The organism is Stenotrophomonas sp. STEN033, assembly GCF_056856655.1.
In genome coordinates this window covers 142793-158928 of sequence record NZ_JBXFWM010000002.1, presented here as the reverse complement: position 1 = coordinate 158928, position 16136 = coordinate 142793, and the positions used below count along the sequence as shown (strand labels likewise).

Here is a 16136-nt window from a genome sequence, read left to right as displayed (position 1 = left end):
CGGGATTTTTCGACACGACATCCCTGTCGTGGCGAAAAACGACGTGCATCCATGCACGTCGCCCTTCGGGTTCTTCCCACTGGCTCCGTCGCTGCGGAAGGGGCCCGGTAAATCAAAGGCAGGAACAAGAGCAACGGCTAGAACAACCGCAACTGCAAAAGCTACCCCTCCCCAGCCCTCCCCTCCGCTTAGCGCAAGGGAGGGAGCGAAGCAGCGAAGCGGTGTTACGCCAGGTTTGCGCGTAGCCAGCGCATCACTGTTTCAACTACACCCAGCTTTTGCGGCACGTCCAAAGCAATTGCACGCGCAAAACCATCGGCGTTTCGAATGAACGTCTGGCGCGCGATACGCTGCGCCTGCTGCACCGTCGACTGCTGCCTGCGCAACTGCACGATCTGCACCGACGGCCGGCCCGGCGGCGCGAACTTCTGGTAGCGGCGCAGCTCGTCGGCAACCAGACCCACGTCGCTGTCTGCCTTGAGCTGACTCTCACCGGCCAACAACAGCTGTTCCAGCGCCGAACCTGCGACAGTCAGTACATCGCCATCGGCGATGAACATCGCGTGCGTCCCCAACAGCGCCAGTGCGCCATCGCGGTGCTGCAGTCGCTGCAGCTGCTGTGTCCACGGGAAAGTTGCGGGAGGGGTAGCCATGGCAGCCTGGAATAGTGGGAGGTGGCGAACTTTACGAGGTGGAACGGGGATGTTCCAGCGAAGAGTTTTCTCCCCTCTTTCCCCTTTCCCCTCTCCCCAACCCCTCTCCCGCAAGGGGAGAGGGGCTAGGATCCTGCACATTGAAGCATCGCTTGAAAGTGCTGCGTTGCTTCGAGCCCCTCTCCCCTTGCGGGGTGAAAGGGCCTGCTGACGAACCGAAGGTTCGTGGCACCTCGAACGACCTTGCGCTCGCGCAAGGGCTGGGGCGCGGAGCGGGGGTTGGGGAGAAGGAAAAGGGGAAAGCGGTTGGAGGCAAAGCCTCCTACCTCAACCAATCACCCGCTTGAACGGCGGCAGCGAATCAATGATGCGCTTGCCATACCGGCGCGTCAGCAGGCGCGAATCCAGGATGATCACCCGCCCGGTGTCGGTCGAGGTGCGGATCAAACGACCCGAAAACTGGGTCAAGGTGCGCAACGCATGCGGGATCGCGATCAGGTTGAACGAGTTCAAGCCGCGGCTCTCGAACCACTCGCTCAAGGTCGAGGTCTGCGGATCGGTAGGCACCGCGAACGGCACCTGGGTGATCACCACCGTGGTGCAGGCCTCGCCCGGCAGGTCGAGGCCCTCGCCGAACGAGTTCAGGCCAAACAACACCGAGCCCTCGCCCGCCGCCGTGCGCTTGATGTGCTCGTCGATCATCTTCTGCTTGGCACCGTCGCCCTGCACCAGGATCTTCTTGCGCAGCGAAGCCGGCATCAGCTCGGCCACCTTCTCCATCTTCCAGCGCGAGGTGAACAACACCATGCTGCCCTTGTCCCAATCCAGCTCGGCCACCAGGTACTTGGCCACTTCCTTGGGATGGCGTTCGCGGTCATCCGGCGTCACCGGGAACTGCGGCACGATCAGCTCGGCCTGGTTGGGCAGGTCGAACGGCGAGGCCAGCGACACCATCTCCGCTTCCTCGGGAATGCCGTTGTCGATGGCCAGCGACTGGAAATCGCCGCCACCGGTCAGCGTCGCCGAGGTCATCACCACCGAGTCCACTTCGTCCCACAGCAGCTTGCGCAGCACCATCGCCGCCGATACCGGCGAGCAGTGCAGGATGTAGTCACCATCGCGTGACATGGTCACCCAGCGCGCGATCGGCGGCTGGCCTTCCTTGTCTTCGCGGCGCCAGCCGGCCCACAGGTTGTACTGCTGTTCGACCATTTCCTGGGCCATGCCCAGGTTGCGCTGCAGGCGTTCGACCGCCGGATCATCCTGCTTGCCCTTGGCCACCGCCGAAGCCGCTGCCGTTGCCCAGTTGAGCAGGGTGCGGGTTTCATCGGCCAGCACTTCGATCGGCTGGCGCCAGGATTCGGGCAGGCGGCCATTGGCAGCGCGCCACATCGGCTCGCGCTCGTCGGGCTGCGGAATCCAGACGTTGCCGATGTCGTCGCGGAACGCCTTCAGCAACTTGCTCACCCGCGACGCCACATCGATGGCTTCGTTTGGCAGCAGGTTGCCGATCTTGTCCTTGTCCACCGCGCGGTAGGCACCGGCAATCAGGATCTGCAGGCGGCCGGTACGCTTGGCCATGTCGTCCAGCGGCAGGTTGGCCGCGCCCTGGTCGATGGCGACGTTGCCGATATGGTGGCCTTCGTCCAGCACCAGCAGCATCTCGCCTGGCGGCGCGATCAGCGGCTGGCCACTGTCGCTGTCGCCCAAGGACAGCGCCGACAACAGCAGTGCATGGTTGGTGACGATGATCTGCGCGTCGCGCACTTCGGTACGCGCACGCAGCACCGGGCATTGCGCCGAATACGCGCAGCGGCGGCCGGCGCAGGCCGAGGCCGGCGTGGTGATGCGCATGCGCAATGTGGGGGTGACATTCTCCGGTGCGTTGTCCAGGTCGCCGTTCCAGCGGCCTTCGATGAAGGCCTTGGTCAGCTTTTCGGCAACGTCCATTTCAATCGGTGCCAGTGGCCGGTCGTAGAGCTGCACGTCGTCGCCGAACATGCCCTCCTGCACGCCCTCGCCCTGTGCTTCGGCGGCGCTGCGCGTGCACAGGTAACGGGTGCGGCCCTTGGCCAGCGCCACGGTGGCCTGCAGGCCGGTGGATTTGAGGAAGTTGGGGATGTCGCGCTCGACCAGCTGCGACTGCAGGGCCACAGTGCCGGTGCTGATCACCAGCTTCTTCTTGCTGGCCAGCGCGATCGGTACGCCGGCGGTGAGGTAGCCCAGGCTCTTGCCGACGCCGGTGGGCGCTTCCACCACACCCACGCCGCCGGTGCCCAGCGCACGCGACACCACGCCGATCATCTGGCTCTGCGAGCGACGCGTGCTGAATCCCGGGGTGTTCGCCTGCAGTTTGGCGTAGGCGTCACGGATGCCGGTTTTCAGGTCTTCGGTCAGCGTCCGTGGTGCTTCTACTTTTTCCGTCACGCCAATCTGCCAGCAGCTCAATCAAGGCGGGCATTTTCCCATACCCGCCCGCATTCACCGAATGCGTTGCGGGCTCAGGCTTTGCCGGGAGCCTGCGGCCGCCGCAGGGCTTGCACCACTGCCCAGGCCAGCATGATGTAGCCCGCCGCTTCCAGCAGCGACAAGCCGATATGGCCGATGCTGAGCAGCGTATTCATCGCACCGATGCCGGAATAATTGCCGCTGGCGATGAGCACCAGCGGAATTGCCGTCAGCCCGCCGCCTATCAAGGTGACAGCCAGCAACAGGGACAATGCCCCCAAGGCCACGCTGCGCACCTTGCCACGCGGGCTGTCGAGCAGCATCACCACGGCAACGCCCAGGGCAATCATGATCGGCAGTCGGTAGCCGATGGAGACCAGCAAGGTGCTCAGCAATTCAGTGGCGTCCATGTCCTGCCTCAGTCCGCGGTGACCAACAGCGCATCACGACCACGCAGTTCGGCGTAGATCGCATCGGTTTCCGGTCGCATACCATGCCACTGCTGGAAGCTCTCGGCGGCCTGCTCGACCAGCATGCCCAGGCCATCGAAGCTGTTGCGGCACCCCGCCGCCCGCGCCCAGGCCAGGAATGGAATCGAGGCCTCGCCGTAATTCAGGTCCACCGCCGTGGTCATGCTGTTGACCAGCGACAGCGGCAGGTTGAAGCCGCTGCCCTCGCCGCGTGCGGCCGAGGTTGCATTGATGATCAGTTCGAAGTCGCCCTGCTCGCGCAGCGCGTCCCAGTACGCGGAGATGGCACGGCCGGGTTCGCTCATCGCATCGACCAGCGCATCGGCACGTTCGGGCGAGCGGTTGACCACGATCAGTTCGAGGATGCCGGCATCCAGCAAGGCCGGTGCCACGCCACGTGCGGCGCCACCGGCGCCCAGCAGCAGTACCCGGCGGCCGCGCAGGTCAAGGCCGTGACGGCCGGTGAGATCACGCACCAGGCCGATGCCGTCGGTGTTGTCGCCATGCCAACGATCCCCCTTGCGCAGCAGCGTATTGACCGCCCCGGCGCGGTGCGCGCGCGAGGTGGTGGTGGCACATAGCGCGAAGGCGGCTTCCTTGTGAGGCAGGGTCACGTTGGCACCCACGCCGCCATCGGCGGCAAAGGCTTCCAGTGCAGCGGCGAAATCTTCCGGCGAGGCTTCGATGGCGCGGTAATCCACCTCGATGCCATGTGCCTTGCCGAACGCGGACTGGATGCGCGGCGACTGCGAATGGGCGATGGGCTGGCCGAAAACTGCGTAGCGTGGAGCGCTCATTGTGATCCTCTGCATGACCTAGACTGGACGCGACCCTGCTGGCTGGACCCCTATGCGGACCCGACGTTTACTGCTCGCGCTGACCCTGAGTTTACCCTTTAGCCCCGTTGCCTCGGCGCTTTCCGAGTTCGGCATCGAAGGCATGGGGGTAGTTTCCACCCGCGCCGATGAAATCCGCGCAACGCTGTCAGCGGACGGGCAACGCATCATCTGGGCCAGCAACCGCGAAGGCGGTGCCGGCGGCTGGGACCTGTGGCAGGCGACGCTGCAGGACAAGCGCTGGATGGAGCCGCAGCCGTTGGCCGTGAACAGTGCCGCTGATGAGGTCGATCCTTTCCTCAGCACCGATGGCCGCTGGCTGTACTTCGCCTCCAACCGCAAAGGCGGCCACGGCGGCTTTGATCTCTACCGGGCTGCCGTCGCCGCCGATGGCAGCCTGGGCCGACCGCAGAACCTGGGCCCTGCCGTGAACGGCAGGCAGGACGAACGCTCCCCTGCACTGGCCGACGATGGCCGGCTGTTGTTCTCCAGCAATCGGGGTGGTGGCAGCGGTGGCTGGGACCTGTGGCGTGCAGCGGCAGCCGGTGAGGGTTTTGCCGCACCTGTTGCCTTGGCCGGCGTCAACACCGCTGCCGACGAGCTGGACGCGAGCTGGCTGGGTGGCGGCCGCGGCCTGGTGTTTGCCCGCGCCAACGCGTCAGGCGGCGCGCAGCTGTGGCTGTCGCAGTGCCGGCAGGGGCAATGGGGTGAGGCGACGCTGCTGGGACTGTCGTTCAACAGCGCTGACGGCGACACACGCGGCGCGGCGATTGATGCCAACAAGCCCGGCGAACTGGTGGTCAGCGGCAAGGCGCGTTCGCCCAAGGCCGGCGGCATGGATCTTTACCGGATGAAGGCGCCGCTGGTTGATGGGGATGATTCTTGTCGCTGAGGTTTTACCGGCGGGGCAAGAGCAAAAGCTCACCCCTCCCCAACCCTCCCCTTCGCTACGCGAAAGGGAGGGGGCAGAAGCAACCCCTCCCCAACCCTCCCCTTGGCCTGCGGCCAAAGGGAGGGAGACAAGCGGCAGTACGGCAATTTGCCAGCTCGCATGATCAGCCCCCTCCCTTTGGCCGCAGGCCAAGGGGAGGGTTGGGGAGGGGTGCTTCTGCTCTAGAGCTTTTAGCGCTTGACGCCAGCCAACACCGCAGCACGCATCGCCTCGTACTCCGCCTCACCCATCTGCCCGGCCTGCCTGCGCTGCTCCAACGCGCGCAACCTGGCATCGACATCGTCAGCCTGCGCTGCCTCACGCTGCAGCCGCTCGGCCGCCGAGTGCAGTTCTGGCGGACGCTTGCCGGCACGCACGATGGCAGCAATGAACACACCAATCGCCACTGCAAACAGCAGCACCCCGATCAGCCATACCGCCCAGTTGTAGCCTTCAAGGCCGGGAACATTCATCTCACGCCTCCTTCAACCAGCGTGCGATCTGCGGCGCGTAATAGGTCAGCACACCGTCGGCGCCGGCACGCTTGAAGCCGATCATCGTCTCCATCACGCACTTGCGTTCGTCCAGCCAGCCATTGGCCGCGGCCGCCTTCAGCATCGCGTACTCGCCGCTGACGTGATACGCGAAGGTTGGCACGCCGAACTCGGTCTTCACCCGGCGCACGATATCCAGGTAAGGCATGCCCGGCTTGACCATCACCATGTCAGCGCCTTCGTCCAGGTCCAGCGCGATCTCACGCATGGCCTCGTCGCTGTTGGCGGGGTCCATCTGGTAGGTCTTCTTGTCAGCCTTGCCCAGGTTGCCCGAGCTGCCCACCGCATCGCGGAACGGACCATAGAACGCCGAGGCGTACTTGGCCGAGTAAGCCATGATGCGCGCATTGATATGGCGGGCCTCGTCGAGTGCGGTGCGGATGGCGCCGATGCGGCCGTCCATCATGTCCGAGGGCGAGATGATGTCCACACCGGCATCGGCATGCGATACCGACTGCTTGACCAGCGCCTCGACGGTGATGTCGTTGAGCACATAGCCGGTGTCGTCGATGATGCCGTCCTGGCCATGCGTGGTGTACGGGTCCAGCGCCACGTCGGTCATCACCCCCAGCTCGGGGAAGCGCTGCTTCAACGCGCGCACCGCACGCTGCGCCAGGCCATCCGGGTTCCAGGCCTCGGCCGCGTCCAGCGACTTGTGCGACGGGTCGATCACCGGGAACAGGTCGATCACCGGCACGCCCAGTTCCAGCGCCTGTTCGGCCTCGCGCAGCAGTTCGTCGATGGACATGCGGTCCACGCCCGGCATCGATGCCACCGCCGCGCGGCCTTGCAGCTCATGCACGAACACCGGCCAGATCAGGTCGTTGCTGGTGAGCGTGTTCTCACGCATCAACCGACGCGAGAACTCGTCGTGACGCATGCGGCGCGGGCGGTACTGGGGGTGGATCATCGCGGTACTCCTTGATTCCGGAAACGGGGCTTACTGCAGCCGGTAACCCTCGGGCTGCAGTGGCTCGGGCAGCGGGCTGTGGCCCACTGCATCGAGCAGATCGATCTCGATGGTACGCACCATGGCGTCCAGCGGCAGGTCATTGGGTTCGGTGCCGAACGGGTCTTCCATTTCCTCGCCGAGCTGGTCCAGGCCGAAGAAGGCATAGGCCAGCAGCATTGATACCACCGGCGTTGCCCAGCCCAATGCGCCGGCCAGGCCAAACGGCAGCAGCACGCAGAACAGCCAGGCACAGCGGTGCAGCAGCAAGGTGTAGGCAAACGGCAGCGGGGTGCCGGCGATGCGTTCGCAGCCGGCCTGTACGCTGGCCATGCCCTGCAGGCGCGCGTCGAACTGCGCGTAGAGATAGGGATCCAGGCGACCTTCGCGCAGGGGCACGGCCAGTTCGCTGGCCAGCTGGTCCAGCACGGCATCGGCAATATTGCGTCGCGCCAGCAGCGCCTCCTGGTCCGGCTGCAACCAGGCGGCGCAGGCGGCGGCCTGGTCGCGCCCACGCAGGCGCGCGGCCAGGGCATGGGCAAACGCGATGACCAGGTGCGTGCCGCGCTCACGCAGCTGTGGTTCGGCAACCAGCAGCGCGCCCGCCGCACGGGCGAAACCGCGCGATTCGATCAGCAGCTGCCCCCACAGTTTGCGACCTTCCCACCAACGGTCGTGGCAGGCGTTGTTGCGGAAGCTCAGGAAGATCGACAGCACCAGGCCCAGCAGGGTGAACGGCACCACCGACAGACCGCTCCCACCCAGCGGGTGCCAGCTGCGGCTGAACGCCGCTACCAGCACTGCCAGCACGCCGATCGCCAGCACCTTGGGGGCAATGGCCGGCACGATCGAGCCGCGCAGGATGTACAGCAGCTGCCAGCCAGTGGGACGGGGGCGGATGATCATCGGAAAGCCGGTAACGCCTGCAACAGGCCAGCGACGCCGGAGGGCTTCCGGCCAGCCGTGTCATTTTACGCCCCCCGGCTGTACCCCGCCGGCACGGCGGTGGCCCCGATCAGATGACGCCGCCGCCGATGCTCAGGCGGATCACCCCGACGACAATGACGATGGCATTGAGCAACAGACCGGTCTTGGCCCGGCCGCGCTTGCTGGCATGGGTGAACAGCAGGCCGATGGCAGCGATGACCGCCCCCACGGCTGCGAACGGAATCAGGAACCAGTTACCCCAGCCAAGCAGTGGAATGAATGCCAATACCATCCACAACAGGGCAATAATTCCCCAAATCAGGCTGATCAGCCCCATGTGCCTTCCTCCACCAGATACAGCCTGCAAGATAGCCGGGAACACGTGCAGAGCAAAAGGCCTTCACCCTGGCCGGAAGTTCTCGACAGATTCAGCCGGCGCCATGGATCATCCGCAATTACCGATCACCGGGGAGTGAAACCATGAAACTTCCGCTCGTTATCGCACTGTCACTCGGCGTCGCGCTGGCTGTCGGCGGCTGCGCCAGCACTTCCAAGGTCATGCTTGGCCAGGCCCGCGCACCGGTGGACCCGGCCAGCGTGCAGATCTATTCCACCCCGCCGGCCGGCTCGGTGGAGATCGCCCAGCTCGAATCCTCCAGCGCGGTCGGCTTCGGCACCCAGGGCCAGACCGATGCGGCGATTGCCCGGCTCAAGCGCGAGGCCGCCGCACTCGGCGCCAACGGGGTGATCCTGATGGGCGTGGGTTCCGGTGGTTCGCCGGTTGGCATGTCGGTGGGTGCGGGCAGTTATGGCCGCCACACCGCCGGCGGCCTCAGCGTCGGCATCCCCACCCAGCAGAAGCGTGCCGCAGGCGTGGCGATCTGGGTACCGCCGGGCGCAGGCAAGTAAGTCCTGCTGCCCGGGTAATGCAACAAGGGCGCCGTGAGGCGCCCTTGTTGCAGGCAATGCGGTGGTGGTCAGCTGTGATCGCGCAGGAACCGCGCCATCGACGATACCCCGGGTACCGCCGGTTCGAATTCACCGGCCACGTCGATGAAGCCGCGCATGATGGCGATGTCGCGCGGGGTACGGTTGATCGCATCGCGCATCTCCGGATCGGCACCAGCACGCAGCAGCCGCTGTACCAGTTGCGGCAGGCCGTGCAGGGCGGCCAGATGCAGCGGACCGAAGCCGCGCGGGTCGCGTACATCCAACGATACGTCCTCATCCAGCAGCCGATCCACGGCCGCCAGCACCACGCTTTCGTCGCAGGCCGTGCCCGGTTCGGCGCGTGCACCCAGCAGCAACAGCAACGGCGTCACCGTGCCGGCGGAGGCCTGGTCCGGTTCGGCACCGGCCAGCAGCAAGGTATCCAGCAGGGCCAGCAGGCGGGTACGGTCACGCGAAGTGAAACCGTACAGCGCGGCACAATGCAGCGGCGCCAACTGCTGGTCGTCACCGGCATGCACGTCGGCACCGGCAGTGAGCAGGCGCGCGACGATATCCGGCAAGCCCAGCGCCGCGGCCAGCATCAACACGGTAACGCCGCCGGGCAGGCGATGTTCGAGTTTGGCGCCGGCATTGAGCAACGCGGCCACGATCGTGGTCTGGCGCATGCTCACCGCCGCCGACAACGGCGTGGCACCGCTGGCCGCCGCATGCTGTGGGTCGGCACTGCGCGACAACAGCAGGTCCACCACCGCCGCATGACCACCGCCGGCGGCACGCAGCAGGCCGGTGCAGCCCTGCGCATCGACCGCGTCGACGGCAAAACCAAGATTGAGCAGGCGGCGTACCGCATCGGCATCGCCGGCCATGGCCGCGGCCGCGACGTCGGCATCGCGCAGGGCGCGCAATGGCAGCTGCCAGCCACGCCAGTCCAGCAGGTCGGCCAGATCGCGACGTCCGCTGGACAGGGCAACACCCAAGGGCGTCTGTCCATCCGCCGCACGTGCATCCGGCGATGCGCCCTGCAGCACCAGCTGCTTGAGCGCCGCCTCGCGTGCCAGTGCGGTGGCCAGGTGCAGCGCGGTCATGCCATGGCTGTCGCGCGCCTCGCGGTCGACGCCATTGAGCAGCAGGTGCTGCTGCAGCTTCAGCCAGCCCAGGCGTACCGCCAGCGACAAGGCCGGATCACCGGCCGGCGAGGCGGCAAACGGATCGGCGCCACGCTCCAGCAGTTCCAGCGCGAATTGTTCGGTGCTGCGCGCACCGTGGTCGTGCTGCGCGCAAGCAGCCAGGAAACGGGTCAGGCCACCCCGGCCGGCCGGCGACACGCCCCGCTGCAGCAGTACCTGCAGGGTCGGGATCGCATCGACGCCACGCGACAGCAGCGCGAACATCGGGGTATCACCGCAGGCATCGAGCACTTCCGCCGCGGCGCCCTGCGCCAGCAGCCAATCGACCACGCGCGGCTGCAGGGCCAGTTCCGGATCGTGCAGCAGTCCACCCAGTTCATCGGCCGCGCACAGTTTCGCCAGCGGTGCCATGCCGTCGACGTTGCCGAATACCAGCGCTTCGCGCAGCAAGGCCAGCGGCGCGCGGTCGTTGAGCACCGGCACGGCGTCACCTTCTGCACCTTCGGCGCTGCTGGCGGCAGCATCGCTGACGGCCGCAGGCAGTGGATAGCCCGGGTCAAGCAGCGAGACGATGCTCCAGCGGCCTGCGGCGGCAGCATGTTCGATGGCGCGACGGCCATCGCTGCCGACCACATCGGCGGCAATGCCCAGGTCCAGCAGGCGGCGGATCAGCGCCGCCGAAACATGCTCGGCACGGCTGGCCAGCAGCAACGCGTTGCAGCCCTCGCCGTCAACGGCATGGACATCGGGCTTGTGCGCCAGCAGCCGCTCCAGCACCCCGGCATGTCCCTGCGAGGCGGCATCCAGCCACGGCGTGCGGCCAGCGGCGTCGCGCGGCTCCACATTGGCACCGGCATTGAGCAGGGTTTCGACGATATCGACATGGCCGGCCACGGCGGCCTCATGCAGGGCGCTGCGACGCTGGCGGTCGCGCGCATCCAGTCGTGCCTTGTGCTTGAGCAGCAGCTGCACACCTGCCGGGTCATCGTCATCGGTGGCGGCGGCCTGGACCAGCACCGGCACGCCATCGGCCGGTTCCACCTTGGCGCCGCGCTCCAGCAGGAACTTGCCCAGCCGCCAGTTGCCGGCCTGGCAGGCCACCGCCAGCGGGCTGTGGCCATCGTTGTTGAGGGCATCGATCTCGGCTGCGGCATCGCGCAGCAGGGCTGCCACGCCGGGATCGGAACTGCGCGCGGCGTGGTGCAGCGGGGTATTGCCATCGGCGTCCGGCGTGCGCGGATCGGCACCGTTGGCCAGCAGGGTCATCACCGCCTCGGGACGGCCGTGCCAGCTGTCGCGGGTTGCCGCCAGCAGCGGGGTCATGCCCTTGTGGGCCTGGTTGACGTCGACGCCACGGCTGATCAGCGCACGCAGCAGCCGCAGGTCCGGCAGTACCGCCGCCAGTACCGCCAGGCTGCGCTGGTCGCGCGATTCGGCAGGCGCCGGCGCATGCGCATCGGCACCTGCATCCAACAACTGCAGGGCGCGATCAATGCGGCCGCCACGGGCGGCGTCATACAACTGCGGCACCAGTTCGTGCTGCGCGATCGGCTCCAACGGTGCAGGCTCGGCCAGCGCTTCGGCAAACGGATCGAAGGCCGGCTGCGGATTGCCGCTGGCCTTCGCCGCAGCCACGCCCGGCGCACTGCGCATCGACTGCAACAGGTAATGCAACAGCGGCGCGGCGATGGCGGTGGCAATGGCCAGTGGCCAACGCAGGCTGCTACCAACCAGGCCCGGCCAGGCCGCGGCGACGATGGCCGCACACAACAGCAACACCACCGCTGCCGCGCCCAGGCCATGCCAGGAATCCAGGCTGCGGCCGCTCAGGGCCTGCCATTGCGTGCGCAGCGCGCTGTCCTCACGCTCCATCGCCTGCCATAGCGGCCAGGTACGCCATAGCGCCAACAACGCCACGCTGACCGCGATGCTCAGCGCCAGCACCGCCGCCAGGCTGCCGCTGTCGTGCAATGCCGCCAACGGCCAGGACACCAGCACCGCGACGATGGCCGCGCCGCCGGCCCACAATCCCAGCAGGCCAGGCAGTTCACGTTTGAATACAGCCAGCGACGGGGTCACGCTGCGGGTACGCCGCCACCACGACACCGCCAGCGCGAAGGCCGGCTGGGCCAGCACCCCGCATACAGCCGCGGCCACGCCGCCGAACGCCGTGGCCAGGGTCAGCAACACCCCCAGGCCCAGCGCGGCGGCAACAACACGGCTACGTAATGCTTCAGTCATCGCGATCGTCGATGCGGGCGATTTTCACCGGTGCCAACGGCATCGGTGGTGCCTGCAGGTGGAAACCGCGTTCGGCCAGGTTGGCGCGCACCTGCGCGACATCGGCCTGGGCCAGACGACGTTCGGGAGTCAGCGCCACCTCCAGCACGAAGGTGAACGGCGCCAACGTGCTACCCAGCACGGCCGGAATCACATCGAAATCATCACGCTTGGCGAGGTACACGTAGGTGTCCTGCTTGCGTTGGCTTTTATAGACGTAAGCTTGCATGCCAGCGGGCTTTGCCCTGCATCGGGAGTCAGAGATTGTGTCGGAAATCTGGCGCTGTTGAAAGGCGGCGCGCCTCGTCGCAGCGGGATTTGCCACGGTCTTATACATTCATTTACATCAAGATTCTGTTGAGATGGGGGTATGCCCGCGGTCCGGCTGATCGACGGGAAGCCACCTGTCGATATACTCGCGCCCCTTCGAACCCTTGGAAGACAACGTGTCGCCTGCATCACCGCCACGCCTGGCACCGCTGAACATCCTTGCCCACACCGCGACCACGGCGCTGGGTGCGGGCCTGGCTGCGCAACGACAAGGGCTGCGCGCGCGGCGCAGCGGTCTGCGTCCGAACGATTTCGGTGATGAACCGCTGCCCTGCTGGATCGGCCGCGTAGCCGGCCTGGAGGAAGTGACGTTGCCGCCGGACCTGGCCGGGTTCTCCTGCCGGAACAATCAGCTGGCCTGGCTCGCGTTGCAGCAGGACGACGTGCTGGCAGCGCTGCAGCAGGTGCGTGAACGCCACGGCGCATCGCGGGTGGCGGTAGTGATGGGCACCTCCACCTCCAGCATCGGCGCGACCGAAGAAGCCTATGCCCGGCTTGAAGCCGATGCCGACGGCAACCTGCATTTCCCGCCCGACATGCTGCGCCCACGCATTCATACCCCGCATTCGCTGGGCGATTTCGTGCAGGCCGCAACCGGGCTGGGCGGCCCCTGCGTCACCGTTGCCACGGCCTGCTCGTCCAGCGCCAAGGTTTTCGCCCAGGCCGCGCGCCTGATCAATGCCGGCCTGGCCGACGCTGCCCTGGTCGGCGGCGTGGACACCTTGTGCGGCAGCGTGCTGTATGGCTTCAACTCGCTGCAGCTGGTCGCGCCCACGCCATGCCAACCGTTCGACGCACGCCGGGTCGGCCTGTCGCTGGGTGAAGCCGGCGGCTACGCAGTGCTTGAACGTGTCGGCGCAGGCCCGGCCACGCCCCTGCAGTTGCGCGGCTATGGCGAATCCAGCGATGCACACCACATGTCGGCCCCGCATCCGGAAGGACTGGGCGCACGGCTGGCGATGCAGGCAGCGCTGCAACGCGCCGGTATCGACGCAGCCGAGCTGGGTTACCTGAACCTGCATGGCACCTCGACCCCGGCCAACGACCGCATCGAAGCCGCCGCGGTTGCCGCGCTGTTCCCGCCGAGCCTGCATGCCAGCTCGACCAAGGGCTGGACCGGCCACACGCTGGGCGCGGCCGGCATCGTCGAATCGGTGTTCGCGCTGCTGGCGTTGAGTGACGGCGTGCTGCCGGGCACCTTGAACAGCGAGATCCCCGACCCGGCCTGCGGCCCGCAGATCCGCTTTGCCAATGCCCAGGCCGAGATCGACTACGCGATGAACAATTCCTTCGGCTTCGGCGGCAACAACTGCGCGCTGGTGTTCGGCAAGGCAGGATGAGACAGATGCTGGAAGCTACCTTGGAAGGTGTCGGATTCTGGGCCAACGGCCTGCCCGACTGGGACAGCGCCTGCGCCTGGATGCGCAAGGGCGAACGCCCGCAGGAGCCGCCGGCGCGCCCGTCGCCGCAGCTGCTGGCTGCCAATGAGCGGCGCCGCGCACCCGGCACGGTGGCGGTCGCGCTGGAGGCCGCGCTGGCCGCCTGTGAGGCGGCCGATCGCGCACCGGCAAGCCTGCCATCGGTGTTCACCTCCACCCACGGCGAGCTGACCATCACCGATTACATGTGCGCCACCCTGGCCTCCGACCCGGCTGCCATTTCGCCAACCAGGTTCCACAACTCGGTGCACAACGCCGCCGCCGGCTACTGGACCATCGGTGCCGGCGCACACGTCGCGGCCACCGCGATCAGCGCCGGCCACTACAGCTTCGCGCAGGGCCTGCTGGAAGCCATGGTGCAGCTGCAGGCTGGCGAGGAAGCGGTGCTGCTGGTCGCCTATGACGGCAACGCCAGTGGCCCGGCCGCCGAAGTGTCACCCAGCAGCGGCCTGCTGGGTGCCGCCTTCGTGCTGTCACGCAGCCCATGCGCTGGCCTGCCGGGCTTGCAGCTCAAACTGCATGATGCAGCACCGTCAGCGATCCTGCGTGATGTGCCGCAAGGCCCACTGACGCAGTTGTTTGCCGACAATGCGATGCACCCGGTGCTGCCACTGCTGGAGGCCCTGGCGATGGATCAGGACACGCTATGGATGCGCGCAGGCGCGCAGCAGTGGCTGGAGATCGGCATCCGCCATGACTGAACCGGGCCCGCTGTCCGCGGACAATGTCACCGTGGTGATTCCGGCACTGAACGAAGAACTGCGCATCCGCCAGGTGGTCGAAGGCGCGCTGCAGTACTACCCGCACGTCATCGTCATCGATGACGGCTCAACCGACCGTACCGCCGACTGCATCGCCGATCTGCCGGTCACGGTACTGCGCCACCCGCAACGCATGGGCAAGGGCCAGGCACTGCGCAGCGGCTTTGCCGAAGCCAGCCGACTCGGCCTGCGCGGCGTGCTGACCCTGGACGGCGACGGCCAGCATGTTGCCGCCGACCTGCCGCGCCTGCTCGCCAGCGCCAACCGCCACCCCGGCTGTATCATCATCGGTGCGCGCCTGCGCAAGCGCGCATCGCAACCGCTGTACCGCCGCCTGGCCAACGAGTTCGGTGACTGGGGCATCGCCTGGGGCACGCATTACCAGGTGGCCGACAGCCAGAGCGGGCAGCGTTTCTACCCGGCCGAGGTGATCGCCCTGCGCGACATCGCCGCCGAGGGTTTCGTGTTCGAAGCACAGGTGGTGATCTCGGCTGCGCGCCAGCTGGGCACGCGCTGCGTGTCGGTACCGATCGAATCACGCTACCGCTGCGCCGACAGCGACGAACAATTCCGCCCCAGCCATTTCAAGCCGCTGCAGGACCTGTACCGCATCACCAGCCACATCGTGCTGCTGGCGCTGCGGCATGGCCATGTCTGGCGCGTCTACCGCACCATCCGCAGGAATCCGCCGGTTATCGACAGCACCGACGTCGCCAACTGAGCGACCGCGCTCAGCCCATGCCGCCGTTGATGCCGATCACCTGGCCGTTGATATAGCCGGCGGCATCGCTGCACAGGAAGGCCACCAGCGCCGCCACCTCTTCCGGCTTGCCGGCGCGCGCGGCCGGTACGGTCTGCTTGATCAGCTCAGGCGGAAACGCATCGGCCGCCATCTGGCCCTCGATCACCCCCGGCGCGACCACGTTGACGCTGATGCCACGGCTGGCCATTTCCCGCGCCAGCGACTTGCTTGCCCCGTGCAGGCCGGCCTTGGCCGCGGCGTAGTTGGTCTGGCCGCGATTGCCCAGCACGGCTGCCACCGACGATACGCTGACAATGCGGCCCCAGCGCGTGCGCGCCATCGGCAACAGCAGCGGCTGGGTCACGTTGAAGAAACCGTTGAGGCTGACATCAATCACCCGCTGCCAACGCTGCGCATCCATGCCGGCCATCGGCGCGTCATCGTGGATGCCGGCATTGTTGACCACGATCTGGATGGGACCATCGACCAGCAGGGCCTCCAGCGCGGCATTCACCGCTCCATCATCGGCAACATCGAAGGCCACCGCCTGCGCACTGCCACCGTCGGCGACGATCTGCGCCACCACCGCTTCGGCGCGCGCCAGGTTGGCGTTGGCATGCACGATCACATGCACGCCGTCGCTGCCGAGCCGATGGCAGATCGCGCCACCCAGATCACCACTGCCACCGGTCACCAGCGCACGTCGCTGCTTGCTCATCAGGGGTTTGCTCCGCTAGG

At 67.0% G+C, this 16136-nt stretch carries 16 protein-coding genes; 5 read left to right on the top strand and 11 right to left on the bottom strand.

Translation table 11 applies throughout. The features are described 5' to 3' along the window. Nucleotides 1-224: 224 nt before the first annotated feature. From AC1VXC_RS01775 to aroE, 4 genes are all read right to left on the bottom strand, one after another. Complete coding sequence (locus AC1VXC_RS01775; RefSeq protein ID WP_481538997.1) at nucleotides 225-653, bottom strand: hypothetical protein; 429 nt, start codon at nucleotides 651-653, stop codon at nucleotides 225-227. A 327-nt stretch (nucleotides 654-980) separates the two neighbouring features. Then, a complete protein-coding gene (dinG, locus tag AC1VXC_RS01770; protein WP_481538996.1) occupies nucleotides 981-3080 on the bottom strand; it encodes an ATP-dependent DNA helicase DinG in 2100 nt (699 codons plus the stop codon). A 74-nt stretch (nucleotides 3081-3154) separates the two neighbouring features. Continuing rightward, nucleotides 3155-3511 (bottom strand): hypothetical protein, encoded by a 357-nt coding sequence (locus AC1VXC_RS01765; RefSeq protein WP_313171328.1) that lies wholly within the window; start codon nucleotides 3509-3511, stop codon nucleotides 3155-3157. An 8-nt stretch (nucleotides 3512-3519) separates the two neighbouring features. Further along, on the bottom strand, nucleotides 3520-4368 hold the full coding sequence (gene aroE / locus AC1VXC_RS01760) for a shikimate dehydrogenase (RefSeq protein ID WP_313171329.1): 849 nt from the start codon (nucleotides 4366-4368) through the stop codon (nucleotides 3520-3522). Between the two features lie 52 nt (nucleotides 4369-4420). Between aroE and AC1VXC_RS01755 the strand changes: the two genes are divergently transcribed. Beyond that, the gene (locus AC1VXC_RS01755; protein WP_313493431.1) at nucleotides 4421-5299 is read left to right on the top strand and encodes a TolB family protein; all 879 of its coding nucleotides are present in this window, start codon (nucleotides 4421-4423) and stop codon (nucleotides 5297-5299) included. Between the two features lie 230 nt (nucleotides 5300-5529). Here the strand turns inward: AC1VXC_RS01755 and AC1VXC_RS01750 are convergent, their stop codons facing one another. The 4 genes from AC1VXC_RS01750 to AC1VXC_RS01735 form a co-directional block, all read right to left on the bottom strand. Continuing rightward, on the bottom strand, nucleotides 5530-5811 hold the full coding sequence (locus AC1VXC_RS01750; RefSeq protein ID WP_481538995.1) for an SHOCT domain-containing protein: 282 nt from the start codon (nucleotides 5809-5811) through the stop codon (nucleotides 5530-5532). A 1-nt stretch (nucleotide 5812) separates the two neighbouring features. Then, complete coding sequence (gene hemB, locus AC1VXC_RS01745; protein WP_481538994.1) at nucleotides 5813-6802, bottom strand: porphobilinogen synthase; 990 nt, start codon at nucleotides 6800-6802, stop codon at nucleotides 5813-5815. A 30-nt stretch (nucleotides 6803-6832) separates the two neighbouring features. Then, on the bottom strand, nucleotides 6833-7747 hold the full coding sequence (locus AC1VXC_RS01740) for a bestrophin family protein (protein WP_313174103.1): 915 nt from the start codon (nucleotides 7745-7747) through the stop codon (nucleotides 6833-6835). Nucleotides 7748-7856: 109 nt separating this feature from the next. Further along, nucleotides 7857-8105: a hypothetical protein gene (locus tag AC1VXC_RS01735; protein ID WP_313493432.1), complete on the bottom strand. Its 249-nt coding sequence runs from the start codon at nucleotides 8103-8105 to the stop codon at nucleotides 7857-7859. Between the two features lie 143 nt (nucleotides 8106-8248). Between AC1VXC_RS01735 and AC1VXC_RS01730 the strand changes: the two genes are divergently transcribed. Further along, on the top strand, nucleotides 8249-8677 hold the full coding sequence (locus AC1VXC_RS01730) for a hypothetical protein (RefSeq protein WP_313174107.1): 429 nt from the start codon (nucleotides 8249-8251) through the stop codon (nucleotides 8675-8677). A 68-nt stretch (nucleotides 8678-8745) separates the two neighbouring features. Here AC1VXC_RS01730 and AC1VXC_RS01725 read toward each other — a convergent pair whose 3' ends face one another. Both AC1VXC_RS01725 and AC1VXC_RS01720 read right to left on the bottom strand, forming a co-directional pair. Beyond that, a complete protein-coding gene (locus AC1VXC_RS01725; RefSeq protein WP_481538993.1) occupies nucleotides 8746-12087 on the bottom strand; it encodes an ankyrin repeat domain-containing protein in 3342 nt (1113 codons plus the stop codon). Beyond that, nucleotides 12080-12355 carry a YcgL domain-containing protein gene (locus AC1VXC_RS01720; protein WP_481538992.1) on the bottom strand — a complete coding sequence of 92 codons (276 nt, stop codon included), beginning with the start codon at nucleotides 12353-12355 and terminating at the stop codon, nucleotides 12080-12082. The genes AC1VXC_RS01725 and AC1VXC_RS01720 overlap by 8 nt, the downstream gene beginning before the upstream one ends. 241 nt (nucleotides 12356-12596) lie before the next feature. Between AC1VXC_RS01720 and AC1VXC_RS01715 the strand changes: the two genes are divergently transcribed. From AC1VXC_RS01715 to AC1VXC_RS01705, 3 genes are read left to right on the top strand one after another with little or no spacing between them, the layout of a single operon-like run. Further along, nucleotides 12597-13796: a beta-ketoacyl-[acyl-carrier-protein] synthase family protein gene (locus AC1VXC_RS01715; RefSeq protein WP_481539000.1), complete on the top strand. Its 1200-nt coding sequence runs from the start codon at nucleotides 12597-12599 to the stop codon at nucleotides 13794-13796. A 5-nt stretch (nucleotides 13797-13801) separates the two neighbouring features. Next, nucleotides 13802-14596, top strand: a complete 795-nt coding sequence (locus AC1VXC_RS01710; RefSeq protein WP_481538991.1) for a beta-ketoacyl synthase chain length factor — start codon at nucleotides 13802-13804, stop codon at nucleotides 14594-14596. Then, a complete protein-coding gene (locus AC1VXC_RS01705) occupies nucleotides 14589-15377 on the top strand; it encodes a glycosyltransferase family 2 protein (protein WP_481538990.1) in 789 nt (262 codons plus the stop codon). Before AC1VXC_RS01710 ends, AC1VXC_RS01705 begins: the two co-directional genes overlap by 8 nt. A 10-nt stretch (nucleotides 15378-15387) precedes the next feature. Here AC1VXC_RS01705 and fabG read toward each other — a convergent pair whose 3' ends face one another. Beyond that, nucleotides 15388-16119: a 3-oxoacyl-ACP reductase FabG gene (fabG, locus tag AC1VXC_RS01700; protein ID WP_313174161.1), complete on the bottom strand. Its 732-nt coding sequence runs from the start codon at nucleotides 16117-16119 to the stop codon at nucleotides 15388-15390. Nucleotides 16120-16136: the final 17 nt, after the last annotated feature.

Excerpts from the sequence above, each read along its gene's own strand:
- aroE (WP_313171329.1), bottom strand. The coding sequence starts at position 4,368 with ATGAGCGCTCCACGCTACGCAGTTTTCGGCCAGCCCATCGCCCATTCG.
- AC1VXC_RS01755 (WP_313493431.1), top strand. The coding sequence starts at position 4,421 with ATGCGGACCCGACGTTTACTGCTCGCGCTGACCCTGAGTTTACCCTTT.
- AC1VXC_RS01735 (WP_313493432.1), bottom strand. The coding sequence starts at position 8,105 with ATGGGGCTGATCAGCCTGATTTGGGGAATTATTGCCCTGTTGTGGATG.
- AC1VXC_RS01750 (WP_481538995.1), bottom strand. The coding sequence starts at position 5,811 with ATGAATGTTCCCGGCCTTGAAGGCTACAACTGGGCGGTATGGCTGATC.
- AC1VXC_RS01775 (WP_481538997.1), bottom strand. The coding sequence starts at position 653 with ATGGCTACCCCTCCCGCAACTTTCCCGTGGACACAGCAGCTGCAGCGA.
- AC1VXC_RS01705 (WP_481538990.1), top strand. The coding sequence starts at position 14,589 with ATGACTGAACCGGGCCCGCTGTCCGCGGACAATGTCACCGTGGTGATT.
- AC1VXC_RS01720 (WP_481538992.1), bottom strand. The coding sequence starts at position 12,355 with ATGCAAGCTTACGTCTATAAAAGCCAACGCAAGCAGGACACCTACGTG.
- hemB (WP_481538994.1), bottom strand. The coding sequence starts at position 6,802 with ATGATCCACCCCCAGTACCGCCCGCGCCGCATGCGTCACGACGAGTTC.
- AC1VXC_RS01710 (WP_481538991.1), top strand. The coding sequence starts at position 13,802 with ATGCTGGAAGCTACCTTGGAAGGTGTCGGATTCTGGGCCAACGGCCTG.
- AC1VXC_RS01765 (WP_313171328.1), bottom strand. The coding sequence starts at position 3,511 with ATGGACGCCACTGAATTGCTGAGCACCTTGCTGGTCTCCATCGGCTAC.
- AC1VXC_RS01740 (WP_313174103.1), bottom strand. The coding sequence starts at position 7,747 with ATGATCATCCGCCCCCGTCCCACTGGCTGGCAGCTGCTGTACATCCTG.
- AC1VXC_RS01730 (WP_313174107.1), top strand. The coding sequence starts at position 8,249 with ATGAAACTTCCGCTCGTTATCGCACTGTCACTCGGCGTCGCGCTGGCT.
- AC1VXC_RS01725 (WP_481538993.1), bottom strand. The coding sequence starts at position 12,087 with ATGACTGAAGCATTACGTAGCCGTGTTGTTGCCGCCGCGCTGGGCCTG.